This window comes from Halomonas sp. HK25, from assembly GCF_047795635.1.
Classification (GTDB): domain Bacteria; phylum Pseudomonadota; class Gammaproteobacteria; order Pseudomonadales; family Halomonadaceae; genus Halomonas.
On record NZ_CP181044.1, the window covers coordinates 2,115,667 to 2,130,135 of the forward strand.

A 14,469-nucleotide genomic window follows, 5' to 3' on the forward strand; every position below is an offset into this window, starting at 1 on the left:
CCTGTCCCTCATGTTCGGGTCTCGGAAACAACGGCGGGAGGCACCCTGGGCACCTCCCGCGGTCAACGGGCCAGCCTCAGCCCTTGTCGTGGTCCAACTCCTCGCCCGGCAGGATATCCTTGCCGTCGAAGTAGTCCCGGGTCAGCTTGAACACCACCGGCGACAGCAGCGCCAGGGCGATCAGGTTGGGAATCGCCATCAAGGCGTTGAAGGTGTCGGCCATCAGCCAGATGAAGCCCAGGTTGGCCATGGCGCCCAGCGGGATCGCCAGCACGAACAGCACCCGATAGAGCATGATGGAGCGGGTACCGAACAGGAACTGGAAGCACTTCTCGCCGTAGAAGGACCAGCCGAGGATGGTGGTGAAGGCAAAGACCGCCAGCGCCACCGACACGATCTGGTTGCCGAAGCCCGGCAGCGCCGCATCGAAGGAGAGCGCGGTCAAGGAGGCACCCGCTTCACCCTCGATCCACACCGTGGAGGTCAGGATCACCAGGGCGGTGATGGTGCAGACGATGATGGTATCGATAAAGGTCCCGAGCATGGCGATCAGGCCCTGACGCACCGGGTTCTTGGTCCTGGCTGCAGCGTGGGCGATGGGCGCGCTGCCCAGGCCCGCCTCGTTGGAGAAGATGCCGCGGGCCACACCGAAGCGGATCGCCGCCATCACCGCCGCCCCGGCGAAACCGCCGGCCGCCGCGACCGGATTGAAGGCGTAGTAGAAGATCAGCCTGAAGGCCTCGCCGACCTGGCCAGCATTGACGATCAGCACCATCAGACCGGCGATCACATAGAGGATGCCCATGATCGGCACCAGCTTGCCGGCCACCTTGGCGATGCGCTTGATGCCACCGAGGATGACCGCGCCGGCCAGCACCATGATCACCACGCCGGTAAGCCCGTGCGGAATGCCGAAGGTGGAGTCCAGGGCATCGGCCACCGAGTTGGATTGCACGGTGTTACCGATGCCGAAGGCCGCCACGGCGCCGAAGAAGGCGAAGGCACCGCCCAACCACAGCCACTTCCTGCCCAGGCCATTCTTGATGTAGAACATCGGACCACCGATGTGAAAGCCGGTGCTGTCGGTCTCGCGATAGCGCACCGCCAGTACCGCCTCGGCGAACTTGGTGGCCATGCCCACCAGCGCCGTGATCCACATCCAGAATACCGCGCCGGGCCCCCCCAGGGCGATGGCAGTAGCCACGCCGGCGATGTTACCGGTCCCGATGGTGGCGGAGAGCGCCGTCATCAGGGCATTGAAGGGCGAGATCTCGCCGTCATCCTCCTTCTTCTTTTCCCCGGGCGCCGGCTTGGTATCGCGGCCCTGCCACATCAGCCTGAAGCCCATGCCAAGCTTGCGGATCGGCATCAGTTTGAGGCCGATCTGCAGGTAGAGGCCCACCCCCAGCAGCAGGATGAGCATCAGCGGCCCCCACACCACGCCGTTGATGGCACCAAAGATACTGTTCAAGGTTTCCACATGAATCTCCCTTTGCGATTGTTGTTGTGATCCGCCGCTCATCGCCACGATACCAGGCGATCATCCCGTACTGGCGGTCACCATGCACAGGATCGACGAAACGAACCGGGCTAACATAGCGGATCTTGCCGCCTCATCACCACCCTGTCGAATTGGCAGGGCATCAACGTTTGCCCCATACAGTGAAAACACGTTTCCGATGCGAAACACAAGCAAGACCCTGAAGCCATTGCATACACCCGCAGGATAGTCAGTCTCGCCCTCGCCGTCGTCCCTCGCCGGCCCCGCTGGTGCCGAGCCACGACCCTCTCGGCAGGTCCGTCGACTGCTGTGATGGGAATTCCCTCTCGGCCAGGGCTTGCGGCTGGACGAATCGCCTTCGTCGGGCCACCCTTGATGTCGGGCGCCCGCTCCAAGACGTCGCTGGGGCTCGCCAAACGCCGCCGATGGCGTTAGCATTTGCGAATCCAGAAAACCTTTTCGTATAGGAAACTCTCATGAGCTCAATTCCCGCCAACCTGCGCTACGCCGACAGCCACGAATGGGTCCTCGACAACGGTGACGGCACCGTCACCATCGGCATCAGCGACCACGCCCAGGAAGCGCTGGGCGACGTGGTCTTCGTGGAGCTGCCCGAGGTGGGCCGTACCCTCGCCCTCAAGGAGGAGTTCGGGGTGATCGAGTCGGTCAAGGCCGCCTCCGACCTCTATGCCCCGGTGGCCGGCGAGGTCATCGCCGTCAACGAGGCCCTCGAGGACGCCCCCGAGACCGTCAACGAGGCGCCCTACGAGGGCGGCTGGGTGATGAAGGTGCGCCTGGACGACAGCGCCCAGCTCGACGACCTGCTCGACGCCGACGGCTACGCCGCCGTGGCCCAATCCGACGACTAAGCCCGACGACTCAGCCCGACGACTGGGCCCGATGTCTGAGCCCGCTGCGATTACCCGTAGGCCCCGGCCGCCCTGGCCGGGGCCTTGATCCCCGTTCCCGCGTCGTCCCCGCGACGGCCCTGACCCACGCTACGGTGCCCCCATGCCGATCGACACTCGCCGCCTGGCCGACCTGGCCGCCCACGATGACTTCCTGCAACGCCACAACGGCCCCCGCGAGGCGGACGTGACGGCCATGCTGGCCACCCTCGGGGTGGAGAGCCTCTCGGCGCTGATCGAGCGCACCGTGCCCGCGGATATCCGCCTGGGCCGCGAGCTCGACCTGGACCCGCCCAGGAGCGAGGCCGAGGCGCTCGACTACCTCCAGCGCCTGGCGCGCCAGAACCGCGTGTTCAAGAGCTATATCGGTCAGGGCTATCACGGCACCCACCTGCCGCCGGTGATCCAGCGCAACGTGCTGGAGAACCCGGGCTGGTACACCGCCTACACCCCCTACCAGCCGGAGATCTCCCAGGGCCGCCTGGAGGGGCTGCTCAACTTCCAGCAGATGGTCATGGACCTGACCGGCATGGAGCTGGCCAACGCCTCGCTGCTGGATGAGGCGACCGCGGCCGCCGAGGCCATGGCGCTGTGCCATCGCGCCAACAAGAAGGCCAAGAGCGAGGTGTTCTTCGTCGCCGACGATGTGCTGCCCCAGACCCTGGACGTGGTGCGCACCCGCGCGGCCTACTTCGGCTTCGAGCTGGTGGTGGCGCCGGCCGAGCAGCTCGCCGAGGTGGACGCCTTCGGGGCGCTGCTGCAGTACCCCGGCGAGAGCGGCCGGGTCCACGACCTGGCGCCGCTGCTCATTGCCGCGCGGGAGCGCGGCATCATGACCTGCGTGGCCGCCGACCTCATGGGCTTGGTGCTGCTCAAGGAACCGGGCGCGCTGGGCGCCGACATCGTCATCGGCACCACCCAGCGCTTCGGCGTGCCGATGGGCTTCGGCGGGCCCCACGCGGCCTTCTTCGCCACCACCGACAAGCTCAAGCGGTCGATCCCCGGGCGCATCATCGGCGTCTCCCAGGACAGCCGTGGCGGCCAGGCGCTGCGCATGGCGATGCAGACCCGCGAGCAGCATATCCGCCGCGAGAAGGCCACCTCCAACATCTGCACCGCCCAGGCGCTGCTGGCCAACCTCGCCGGCTTCTATGCCGTCTACCACGGCGCCGAGGGCCTGCGCACCATCGCCGGGCGCATCCATCGCCTGACCACGCTCCTGGCGCTGGGCCTCCAGGACAAGGGCGTTCGGCTGGTCCACGACAGCTGGTTCGACACCCTGCGCCTGACCGGGGTGGACGCCGGCAAGCTGCACGGCCGCGCCCTGACCCGCGAGATCAACCTGCGCTACTTCGCCGACGGCGACGTCGGCGTGAGCCTCGACGAGACCACCACCGCCCGTGATCTCGACGTGCTGTTCGACGTGCTGCTGGGCGAGGAGCATGGCCTCGCCGTCGGCGCCCTGGACGAGCGCGCCCTGGCCGAGGGTGCCAGCGGCATTCCGACGGCGTGCCGGCGCGAGAGCGACTTCCTGACCCACCCGACCTTCACCCGCTACCGCAGCGAGACCGAGATGCTGCGCTACCTCAAGCGCCTGGAGAACAAGGACCTGTCGCTGACTCATGCGATGATCCCGCTGGGCTCGTGCACCATGAAGCTCAACGCCACCAGCGAGATGATCCCCATCACCTGGCCGGAGTTCGCCGAGATCCACCCCTTCGTGCCCCGCGACCAGGTGGCCGGCTATCAGCAGATGATCGACGAGCTCGCCGCCTTCCTGGTGGAGATCACCGGCTATGACCATATCTCCATGCAGCCCAACTCCGGGGCCCAGGGCGAGTACGCCGGGCTGATCGCCATCCGCCGCTACCAGGCGGCCATCGGCGAGGGCCACCGCGACGTCTGCCTGATCCCCAGCTCCGCCCACGGCACCAACCCGGCCTCGGCGGCCATGGTCGGCCTCAAGGTGGTGGTGGTGGAGTGCGACGCCCAGGGCAACATCGACACCGACGACCTGCGCGCCAAGGCCGCGGCGCACCGCGAGGCGCTCTCGGCGATCATGATCACCTACCCCTCCACCCACGGAGTGTTCGAGACCAACGTGCGCGAGGTGTGCGCGATCGTCCACGAGCACGGCGGCCAGGTCTACGTGGATGGCGCCAACATGAACGCCCAGGTGGGCCTGGCCCGCCCCGGCGACTTCGGCGGCGACGTCTCCCACCTCAACCTGCACAAGACCTTCTGCATCCCCCACGGCGGCGGCGGCCCGGGCATGGGCCCCATCGGCGTCAAGGCGCACCTGGCGCCCTTCGTGTCGAACCACGTGGTGACGCCCATCGCCGGCGTCAACGCCGACTGCGGCGCGGTCTCGGCGGCGGCCTTCGGCTCGGCGTCGATCCTGCCGATCTCCTGGGCCTACATCAAGATGATGGGGGCCCGCGGCCTGCGCGAGGCCACCGAGCTGGCCATCCTCAACGCCAACTACGTCGCCGCCCGGCTCGGCGAGCACTACCCGGTGCTCTACCGCGGCGAGAACGGCAGCGTGGCCCACGAGTGCATCATCGATATCCGCCCGCTCAAGGCGGCGTCCGGGATCAGCGAGGAGGACATCGCCAAGCGCCTGATGGACTACGGCTTCCACGCCCCGACCATGTCCTTCCCGGTGCCCGGCACGCTGATGATCGAGCCCACCGAATCGGAATCGCGCTACGAGATCGACCGCTTCTGCGACGCCATGATCGCGATCCGCGAGGAGATTCGCCGGGTCGAGGCCGGTGACTGGGCGGCGGACGACAACCCGCTGGTCAACGCCCCGCACACCCAGGCCGACCTGATGGACGAGGCCTGGGAACGCCCCTACGCCCGCGCGCTGGCCGCCTTCCCCACCGCGGCGACCCGGGCGGCCAAGTACTGGCCGGCGGTGAACCGGGTCGATAACGTCTTCGGTGACCGCCAGTTGATCTGCTCCTGCCCGAGCATCGACGAGTACCGTGATTGATCGGCGTGACGGATCGGCGTGATAGATCGAGCGGTGCAACTGAGTGACAAGCGCCCGGCCTGACAGGCAAGCGGCCCCGCCCTCTGGCGGGGCCGCTTGCGTTGGCACGAACGGTTGCGTCAGGGCCCCACCGGGGCCTCGCCGAAGCCTGAGAGCGCCTGGCGGCGCTGCTCCCGGAAGTCCTCGAGCAGGCGCACATAGCGGCGCGGCATCTCGCTGCCGGCACGGGTGATCAGGTGAAGGGTCTCGTGGACCGCCACCGGCAGGTCCAGTTCCTTGACCTGGCGCTGCCAGGGAGAGGTCTCCAGCACCAGCCGTGAGACCACGGTGAACCCGAGCCCCCGGGCCACCGCATCCAGCACCATACCCACCTCGTTGGTGAAGCCCTGGCGCCGGAAGTGGCTCAGGGAACGAAACTCCTTCGGGAAGTTGCTGCGCAGCAGCGCATTGGCATGGTTCAAGCCATCGTAGTAGTTGATGAAGCCGATTCCCATCAGCTCGGCGAGCCCGCTGCCGGCGAAATCCGCCGGCACCACCAGGCACAGGGGCTCACGGTGCCAGGGCACCACCTCCAGGTCGGGCTGCCGCAGGGTTTCAGTGACGATACCCAGATCATAGCGGCCGGCCAGCACGTCCTGGACGATCTCATGGTTGAAGGCAAAGCTGTAGCTGACGGTCAGGCCGGGGTGCATCTGCTGCTGCCCCAGCAGAAAGGGATAGAGCATCAGCCCGACGCTGCCCGGAGAGGCCAGGCGGCACTCCCCCGAGAACAGGGAATCGGCATCCAGGGAGTGGCGAAACTGCTCGTGGTCGGCGAACAGTTTGAGCGCATAGTCGTAGGCCCGCCGCCCCGCCTCGGTGAGGGTGAAGCGCCGGCCGTGGCGCTCCAGCAGAGGCTTCTCCAGGTACTGCTCGAGCTTGCGTACATGCTGACTGACGCCGGGCTGGGTCATCTCCAGACGCCGCGCCGTCCGAGTGAAGCTGCCGGTCTCGACCAGGGTGATGAAGGTGCGAAAGTAGAGCGCGTTGAACATGGCGGGCCATATGACGGATGGGCGATTCATTGTAGCACCGGCCGACAAGTAGCCGTGATAGCATCGGCAGGGACGACACACGCGACAAGGACGCCTCAATGCCCGATACCATCTCCAGTATCATCTCCCCGGAAGGAAGCCTCGAGATCCTCTCCCAGCACGAGGTCAGCCGCCTTCACGACACCTCGAAGGCCGGGCTGCATGATCTGCTGAGACGCTGCTCGCTGGCCGTGCTCAACTGCGGCTCACCCATCGATGACAGCGTGGCGCTGATGGAGGCCTACCGCGACTTCGACATCGAGGTGATCCCCCAGGACCGCGGCATCCGGCTCAAGCTGACCAATGCGCCGGCCGAAGCCTTCGTCGACGGCAAGATGATCCGCGGGATTCGCGAGCACCTCTCCTCGGTGTTGCGCGATATCGTCTACGTCTACAACGAGATCCAGGGCCACCAGCGCTTCGATCTGACCACCTCAGAGGGCACCACCAATGCGGTGTTCCATATCCTGCGCAAGGCCGGCACCCTAAAGCCGGGCCGCGACCCCAGCCTGGTGGTGTGCTGGGGAGGCCACTCCATCTCGCGGGAGGAGTACGAGTACAGCAAGGACGTGGGCTATCACCTGGGCCTGCGTGAGATGGACATCTGTACCGGCTGCGGCCCCGGCGCCATGAAGGGCCCCATGAAGGGCGCCAACGTGGCCCACGCCAAGCAACGCCGCCGGGAGGGCCGCTACCTGGGCGTCTCGGAGCCGGGCATCATCGCGGCCGAGGCGCCCAACCCCATCGTCAACGAACTGGTGGTGATGCCGGACATCGAGAAGCGCCTGGAGGCCTTCGTGCGCCTGGGCCACGGCATCATCGTCTTCCCCGGCGGGGTAGGCACGGCCGAGGAGATCCTCTACCTGCTCGGCATCCTGCTCCATCCGGACAACGTCGACATGGAGCTGCCGGTGATCTTCACCGGGCCGGAGAACAGCGCAGACTACTTCACGCGCATTGACGAGTTCCTCACCTACACCCTGGGCGAGGCGGCGAGGCAGCGCTATCGCATCATCATCGACGACCCCACCGAGGTGGCCCGCGCCATGCGCAGGGGCATCGATTCGGTCGCCGAATACCGCCGGAGTCGTCAGGACGCCTTCTATTACAACTGGCGTCTGACCATCGACCGGCCCTTCCAGGAGACCTTCGAACCCACCCACGAGGCCATGGCCAGCCTGGCCCTGCACCGCGAACAGCCGGTTCATGAGCTGGCCGCCAACCTGCGCCGCGCCTTCTCGGGCATTGTCGCTGGCAACGTCAAGGAGAAGGGGATCCGCGCCATCCAGGCTCGCGGCCCCTTCCGTCTGCAGGCCGAGGCGGAGCTGATGTCACGTCTCGACAAGCTCCTCGACTCCTTCGTCGCCCAGGGCCGCATGAAGCTCTCCGGCGACTACGAACCCTGCTATACGCTGGGCTGATCGGCTGGAGTCAGGGGGGTCATCAGGCGCCGGGTGCTCTCAGCCAGATCGACAGCGCGTGGAGCAGCAACCCCAGGGTGGCGCCGTGGGCAATCAGCAGCTCCCAGCCGATGAAGTCGGTGAACAGGGCGTGGTACAGCCCCATGCCGGCCAGGCCCGCCACCATGCAGACACCCAGACGCCCCATCAGGCGCGGCAGGCGCAGACGTGCCTCGGCCTCGAGCAAGCGCCAGTGGGCGGCGGCCACGCCGGCCACCACCAGCAGGGCAATCAGGATCAGATTGAAGCGGTTGTCGTGGCCACCCACCAGAAAGCGGGGGATGGTCGACAGCATCAGCAGCACCAGGCCCAACAAGAGACTGAGCCGCTCGGGGGTAGACTGAGCCCCCATCTCAGGCCACCTTGAGCGCTTGGGACTCGATCCAGTCCTCTACCCAGGGCAGAGCGGCATCATCGGCCATGAAGGTCTCCATGGCGTCGACCTCCAGCCGCTCACCCAGGCGGCTGGCGCCCTGACCCTGCAACAGCTCGTCGAGCTGGCGCCCGGCACCGCAGAAGGTCTCGCCGTAGGAGCTGTCGCCCAGGGCGATCAGCCCATAGCGCAGCGAGCCAAGCCCGGGGCTCTGCTCGGCGATGGCCCGTGCGAAGGGTACGAAGTTGCCCGGGAAATCGCCGCTGCCGGTGGTGGAGACGCAGAATAGCGCCAGATCGGTAGGCGACCCGGTGAGATCCTCCAGGGTGGGATTGTCGTAAATGGCGACAGAATAGCCAGCCTCCTCGAACAGCGGCGTGACCTGCTCGGCGACGTCGAGGGCGCCGCCATACATGGTACCGACAAAGATCTTGAGCATGGGCATGTCCTGGATTTACCTGAGAATTCTACTCGGATATTAACACGACTCATTGCCGGCTCGCATCTTCACCGGCGCACGGCCGGGGCATTTCGTCGCACTCATTATCCTGCAAGGTCGGCGAGAGACCCAGTATAATACTGGGTCTTTCCCTTACCCTGCACGGAGGCGACATGCAGCAGACCTTCGAGGCCTGGATCACCCCGATCATGATCGGCGGGCTGATCCTGTTCATGGGCTTCATCATCTGGGATCTGGCAAAGAAGTCCAACGCCGGCCGCTTCGGCACCATCATGCTCTTCGTCGTGCTGGGCGCCGGCATCCTGGGCTATGTGCTCAAGGTGGTGATCACCTGGGTGCTGGAGAACGGCGGCTCGGTATGACGTCGATGGCGCCAGCCCACCCCCCGATCCCTGCTCCTGACCCAAAACGCAGAACGCCACCCATCCGGGTGGCGTTCTGCAGTTGACGACGACGCGGCCTTCAGTGAACCACGCCGCGGTAGCCCTCCACCTGATTCTTGAGCTTCTGCCCCGGTCGAAAGGTCACCACGCGCCGGGCCGAGATCGGAATCTCCTCACCGGTCTTGGGGTTACGGCCCGGCCGCTCGCGCTTGTCTCGCAGGTCGAAGTTGCCGAATCCGGACAGCTTGACCTGCTCGTTCTCGCGCAGGCAGGCGCGGATCTCCTCGAAGAAGGCCTCCACCATTGACTTTGCCTCGCGCTTGGAGAGTCCCAGCTCGGCGTGCAGATGCTCGGCCAGTTCGGCCTTGGTCAGTGCACCCATGTTCACTCCCTCGTATGGGGTCCGCCTCATGGCCGTTGCCGACTCCCTGCCCGCCTCGCTGGAACATCTACGCTACTTGACCTCGCAGCTTATCCGCGAAACTTATCCACGCAGTTCTACACCCAGATGCTGACGGGACTCGGTGACGATGGCATCGACCAACTGATTGATTTCCTCGTCATTCAGCGTGCGCGAAGGATGCTGCCAGGTCAAGCCCAGCGCCACGCTCTTGCGCCCTTCCGGCACCCCCTTGCCCTGGTAGACGTCGAACAGGCGGCTCTCGGTGAGCCATTCGCCGGCCTGGCCGCGGATGGTGTCCAGCAGCGCTTGCACCGGGAGGTTCTCATCGACCAGGAAGGCCAGGTCGCGCCGTACTTCCGGGAACCGCGATAGCGGCGTGAACGCCGGCACCCGGCCATGGGTCAGGGCATCCAGACGCACCTCGAACAGCACGGCATCCACCTTCAGCCCCAACTGGGCGCGCACCGCCGGGTGCAGGGTACCGATCCAGCCGGCCTCCTCACCGCGGTGCAGGATCCGCGCACACTGGCCCGGATGCAGCGCCGAATGCTCGGCTGGCTCGAAGCGCCAGGCATCGGGCTCGCCGCCCATGGCCAGCAGGCTCTCCAGATCACCCTTGAGGTCGAAGAAGTCGACCGTATCTCGGTTTGCCGCCCAGGCCTCGGGTTCCCGGGAGCCACACACCAGCGCACCCAGCATGGGCAGCTGCTGCAGGTCATCGAGCTCACCGCGGAAGATCAGGCCGGTCTCGAACAGCCGCACACGGGTCTGCTGACGGTTGAGGTTATGTTCAAGTGCCCGCACCAGTCCCGGGAAGAGGCTCGCCCGCATCACCGACAGATCGGCGGAGATGGGGTTGGCCAGCACCGGCGAGACCGCCTCGGGCAGCAGCGCCTTCTGCAGCTCGGGGGCAACGAAGCTGTAGGTCACCGCTTCCTGATAGCCGCGGGCCACCATCTGGCGACGCAGGCGGCCCAACGGGGTACGCGACTCGTGATCGGGGCGCAGCGAGAGACGGGCCTGGGGGCGACGTACCGGCAAGCGATTGTAGCCGTGGATGCGCGCCACCTCCTCGATCAGGTCCTCCTCGATGGCGATGTCGAAACGCCAGCTCGGCGCTACGGCACTCCAGCCCTGATCATCGACCTCCACCGCCATCCCCAGACGCTGGAGGATCTCGGTGACCTCCTCGGCGGGCAGCGCCTTGCTCAGAGCCTGCTCGAGACGCGACGCGCGCAGGCGAACTCGGCGCTCGGCGGGCAGGTGCTCGTGGCTTGCCACCTCCACCAGGGGACCCGGCTCGCCGCCGGTGATCTGCAGCAGCAGCGCTGTGGCGCGCTCGGCCGCCTCACGGGCCAGTTCTGCGTCCACGCCGCGCTCGAAGCGGTGAGAGGCGTCGGTATGCAGGCCGTAGCCGCGGGCCTGGCCGGCCACCGCCAACGGCGAGAAGAAGGCCGACTCGAGGAAGATGTCGCGGGTCGCGGAACTCACCCCGGAGTGCTCGCCGCCCATGACCCCGGCGATGGCCAGCGGGCCTCGCTCGTCGGCGATCACCAGGGAGTCATCGGCCAGCGTGACCTCCTGGCCGTCGAGCAGCATCAGCCGCTCACCCTCGCGGGCCAGGCGCACGATCACGGCGCCGTGGAGGTTGGCACGATCGAAGGCGTGCAGCGGCTGACCGAGCTCGAGCATCACGTAGTTGGTGATGTCCACCACCGGGTCGATGGAGCGGATGCCGCTGCGGCGCAGGCGCTCCACCATCCACAGCGGGGTCTCGGCGGTCACGTCGACGCCCTTGATCAGGCGACCGATATAGCGCGGGCAGTGCTCGGCGTCCTCGACGCGCAGCGGGAAGGTCTCGTCATGGGTCGCGGCCACCGGCGCGATGGCGGGCCCAGCCACCGGCAGGCGGTTGAGCACGCCCACCTCGCGGGCCATGCCCTTGAGGCTCAGGCAGTCCCCGCGGTTGGGGGTCAGGTCCACCTCGATGGTGTGATCGTCAAGGCCCAGCCAGGCGCGGAAGTCCTCCCCCACCGGGGCGCTCGCCGGCAACTCGAGGATCCCCGGCGAGGTCTCCTCCTCCAGGCCGAGCTCGGAGGCGGAGCAAATCATGCCGTGAGATGCCTGACCGCGCAGCTTGGCCTTCCGGATCTTGAAAACATCAGTCTTGGCGTCGCCGGGCAGCATAGCGCCGACCCGGGCGAAGGGCACCTTCTGGCCCACCGCCACATTGGGCGCCCCGCACACCACCTGCACCGGCTCGCCGGAGCCGTCTGAGACCCGGCAGACGCTGAGCTTGTCGGCATCGGGGTGCTGGATCTTCTCCACCACCTCGGCCACCACCACGCCCTCGAAGGCCGCCGCCACGGGGGCCACCGCGTCCACCTCGAGGCCGGCCATGGTGATCTGGTCGGCCAGGGCCTGGGTAGCAAGCTGCGGTGACACCCATTCGCGCAGCCACTGTTCGGAAAATTTCATGACAAATCCTGTGTTCTGCTGGTGCGAGTGAGGTCAGGCAAACTGGCGCAGGAAGCGCAGGTCGTTGTCGAAGAACATGCGCAGGTCGTTCACGCCGTAGCGCAGCATGGCCAGTCGCTCGGCCCCCATGCCGAAGGCGAAGCCGGTGTAGCGCTCGGCGTCGATGCCGGAGTGGCGGAACACCTCGGGGTGCACCATGCCGCAACCCATCACCTCCAGCCAGCCGCTGTGGGAACAGACCCGGCAGCCGTGACCGCTACACATCACGCACTGGATATCGACCTCGGCGGAGGGCTCGGTGAAGGGGAAGTAGGAGGGGCGGAAGCGCACGGACAGGTCGTCACGCTCGAAGAAGGCGTGCAGGAAGTCCTCGATGGTACCCTTGAGGTCGGCGAAGCTGACATCCTCGTCGACCAGCAACCCCTCCACCTGGTGGAACATGGGGGTATGCGTCAGGTCCGAATCGCTGCGATAGACCCGCCCCGGGCAGACGATACGGATCGGCAGCTTGCCCTCCTTCATGGTACGCACCTGGACCGGCGAGGTGTGGGTCCGCAGCAGGCGGGTGGCATCGAAGTAGAAGGTATCGGCCATGCCGCGCGCCGGGTGGTGCGCCGGGATATTGAGCGCCTCGAAGTTGTGGTAATCGTCCTCGATCTCCGGGCCTACCGCGACGTCATAGCCGATGCGGGTGAACAGTCCCTCGATGCGTTCCAGGGTGCGGGTGACCGGATGCAGGCCTCCGCTGGGCTGGCCGCGTCCCGGCAGGGTCACATCGAGGCGTTCGGCGGAGAGCCGCTTCTCCAGGGCCGCCTTCTCCAGGGCCGCACGGCGCCCCTCCAGTTCCTCGGCGAGAGCATGCTTGGCCTGGTTGATGCGCTCACCGGCGGCCGGGCGCTCGGCGGCAGACAGCTTGCCGAGACCCTTGAGCAGCGCGGTGATCTCGCCCTTCTTGCCGAGGTAACGCACGCGCAGTTCTTCCAGGGCCGGAATGGTCTCGGCGGCCTGGATCGCCTGGCGGGCCTCGGCGACCAGAGTGGGAAGGTGGTCCATCCGTTGCGCTCCGAATTCGAGTGTCAGACTTCAAGAAAAAGGGGAAGAGCGGCTGCTCTTCCCCTGCAACGTCAACGGCCGCTCGGCCAGAACCGAACCACCGCAGATGACGCGGTCACTTACTGGGCAGCCTTGGCCTTCTCGACGATGGCAGCGAAGGCGGCCTTCTCGTTGACGGCCAGGTCCGCGAGGACCTTGCGGTCGATCTCGATGCCGGCCTTCTTCAGGCCACCCACGAAGCGGCTGTAGGACAGGCCGTGCTGACGGGCACCGGCGTTGATACGCTGGATCCACAGGGCGCGGAACTGACGCTTGCGATTGCGGCGGTCGCGGTAGGCGTACTGGCCGGCCTTGATGACGGCCTGCTTGGCGACGCGAAACACGCGGCTCCGGGCACCGTAGTAACCCTTGGCCTGCTTGAGAATCTTCTTGTGACGACGACGGGCGACAACGCCACGTTTGACACGAGTCATAGCTTACTCCTGACGAAAAAAGGGACTACCAAGGGTTACAGGTTGGGCAGCATCCGCTGAATGAGCGCCTTGTCGGCGTCATGGATCTGCTTCATACCACGCAGCTGACGCTTACGCTTGGTAGACTTCTTGGTCAGGATGTGACTACGGAACGACTGCTTGTGCTTGAAGCCGTTGGCCGTCTTCTTGAAGCGCTTGGCAGCGCCGCGGTTGCTCTTGATCTTCGGCATGGAATAACACTCCATTACGAGGTTTTTTCAGAAAACCCGGGGCCGACGGTGGATGCTGCCACCCACTGCCCGTTGAACTGGCCGCCGGATCACTTTTTCTCTTTCGCTTACTTCTTCTTGGGGGCGATGATCATGATCATCTGGCGCCCTTCCATCTTCGGGAAGGACTCCACGGTCCCGATCTCATCGAGATCGGCGGCGATCCGTTCCATCAGCTTGCGGCCGAGGTCCTGATGCGCCATCTCACGACCGCGGAAACGCAGCGTGACCTTGCCCTTGTCGCCCCCTTCGAGGAAACGGATCAGGTTTTTCATCTTGACCTGATAGTCGCCCTCGTCGGTGCCAGGTCGGAACTTGACTTCCTTGACCTGAATCTGCTTCGTCTTCTTCTTCTGAGCGGACTTCTGCTTTTTCTGCTCGAAGACGAATTTACCGTAATCCATGATCTTGCAGACGATGGGATCGGCATTGGATATCTGTACGAGGTCGAGTCCCGAGGCTTCGGCGCGCTCCAGTGCTTCACTGGTGGGCACGACGCCCAGCTGCTCGCCGTCGGCATCGATCAGGCGAACCTGATCCTCGGTAATACGCTCGTTCATCGGGGGGCGCTTATCCTGGACGCGCCCTCTTGGGTTGCTTCGCTTGATCGCTCAGTCTCCTTAAGACGATTGACGAT

14 protein-coding genes are annotated in these 14,469 nt (G+C 66.0%); 4 read left to right on the top strand and 10 right to left on the bottom strand.

Features of this window, described 5'->3' with window-relative positions; translation table 11 throughout:
- Nucleotides 1-76: 76 nt before the first annotated feature.
- The gene (locus ACM26W_RS10220; protein ID WP_416140720.1) at nt 77-1,480 is read right to left on the bottom strand and encodes an alanine/glycine:cation symporter family protein; all 1,404 of its coding nucleotides are present in this window, start codon (nt 1,478-1,480) and stop codon (nt 77-79) included.
- A gap of 497 nt (nt 1,481-1,977) precedes the next feature.
- On the opposite strand from ACM26W_RS10220, the gene gcvH reads away from it, so the two are divergent.
- Complete coding sequence (gcvH, locus tag ACM26W_RS10225; protein ID WP_416139289.1) at nt 1,978-2,370, top strand: glycine cleavage system protein GcvH; 393 nt, start codon at nt 1,978-1,980, stop codon at nt 2,368-2,370.
- Nucleotides 2,371-2,512: 142 nt separating this feature from the next.
- The gene (gene gcvP / locus ACM26W_RS10230; protein ID WP_416140721.1) at nt 2,513-5,407 is read left to right on the top strand and encodes an aminomethyl-transferring glycine dehydrogenase; all 2,895 of its coding nucleotides are present in this window, start codon (nt 2,513-2,515) and stop codon (nt 5,405-5,407) included.
- 119 nt (nt 5,408-5,526) lie between these two features.
- Here gcvP and ACM26W_RS10235 read toward each other — a convergent pair whose 3' ends face one another.
- Nucleotides 5,527-6,441, bottom strand: coding sequence for a LysR family transcriptional regulator (locus tag ACM26W_RS10235; protein WP_416140853.1), 915 nt, complete (start codon nt 6,439-6,441; stop codon nt 5,527-5,529).
- Between the two features lie 98 nt (nt 6,442-6,539).
- On the opposite strand from ACM26W_RS10235, the gene ppnN reads away from it, so the two are divergent.
- Nucleotides 6,540-7,901: a nucleotide 5'-monophosphate nucleosidase PpnN gene (gene ppnN / locus ACM26W_RS10240; protein ID WP_416140722.1), complete on the top strand. Its 1,362-nt coding sequence runs from the start codon at nt 6,540-6,542 to the stop codon at nt 7,899-7,901.
- Between the two features lie 22 nt (nt 7,902-7,923).
- On the opposite strand, the gene ACM26W_RS10245 is transcribed toward ppnN, so the two are convergent.
- The gene (locus tag ACM26W_RS10245) at nt 7,924-8,292 is read right to left on the bottom strand and encodes a hypothetical protein (protein WP_416140723.1); all 369 of its coding nucleotides are present in this window, start codon (nt 8,290-8,292) and stop codon (nt 7,924-7,926) included.
- A 1-nt stretch (nt 8,293) separates the two neighbouring features.
- Nucleotides 8,294-8,758, bottom strand: coding sequence for a flavodoxin domain-containing protein (locus ACM26W_RS10250; RefSeq protein ID WP_416140724.1), 465 nt, complete (start codon nt 8,756-8,758; stop codon nt 8,294-8,296).
- 167 nt (nt 8,759-8,925) lie between these two features.
- Here ACM26W_RS10250 and ACM26W_RS10255 point away from each other — a divergent pair, with 167 nt between their 5' ends.
- Nucleotides 8,926-9,135 carry a DUF2788 domain-containing protein gene (locus tag ACM26W_RS10255; RefSeq protein ID WP_416140725.1) on the top strand — a complete coding sequence of 70 codons (210 nt, stop codon included), beginning with the start codon at nt 8,926-8,928 and terminating at the stop codon, nt 9,133-9,135.
- Nucleotides 9,136-9,235: 100 nt separating this feature from the next.
- On the opposite strand, the gene ihfA is transcribed toward ACM26W_RS10255, so the two are convergent.
- The 6 genes from ihfA to infC all read right to left on the bottom strand — a co-directional run bounded on the left by ihfA (nt 9,236) and on the right by infC (nt 14,440).
- On the bottom strand, nt 9,236-9,538 hold the full coding sequence (ihfA, locus tag ACM26W_RS10260; RefSeq protein ID WP_416140726.1) for an integration host factor subunit alpha: 303 nt from the start codon (nt 9,536-9,538) through the stop codon (nt 9,236-9,238).
- A gap of 102 nt (nt 9,539-9,640) precedes the next feature.
- The gene (pheT, locus tag ACM26W_RS10265) at nt 9,641-12,037 is read right to left on the bottom strand and encodes a phenylalanine--tRNA ligase subunit beta (protein ID WP_416140727.1); all 2,397 of its coding nucleotides are present in this window, start codon (nt 12,035-12,037) and stop codon (nt 9,641-9,643) included.
- A gap of 33 nt (nt 12,038-12,070) precedes the next feature.
- Nucleotides 12,071-13,090, bottom strand: a complete 1,020-nt coding sequence (gene pheS, locus ACM26W_RS10270) for a phenylalanine--tRNA ligase subunit alpha (RefSeq protein WP_416140728.1) — start codon at nt 13,088-13,090, stop codon at nt 12,071-12,073.
- A gap of 119 nt (nt 13,091-13,209) precedes the next feature.
- Nucleotides 13,210-13,563: a 50S ribosomal protein L20 gene (gene rplT, locus ACM26W_RS10275; RefSeq protein ID WP_290785858.1), complete on the bottom strand. Its 354-nt coding sequence runs from the start codon at nt 13,561-13,563 to the stop codon at nt 13,210-13,212.
- Between the two features lie 35 nt (nt 13,564-13,598).
- The gene (gene rpmI / locus ACM26W_RS10280; protein ID WP_416140729.1) at nt 13,599-13,793 is read right to left on the bottom strand and encodes a 50S ribosomal protein L35; all 195 of its coding nucleotides are present in this window, start codon (nt 13,791-13,793) and stop codon (nt 13,599-13,601) included.
- Nucleotides 13,794-13,900: 107 nt separating this feature from the next.
- Nucleotides 13,901-14,440, bottom strand: a complete 540-nt coding sequence (gene infC / locus ACM26W_RS10285) for a translation initiation factor IF-3 (protein WP_416140854.1) — start codon at nt 14,438-14,440, stop codon at nt 13,901-13,903.
- Nucleotides 14,441-14,469 lie beyond the last annotated feature (29 nt).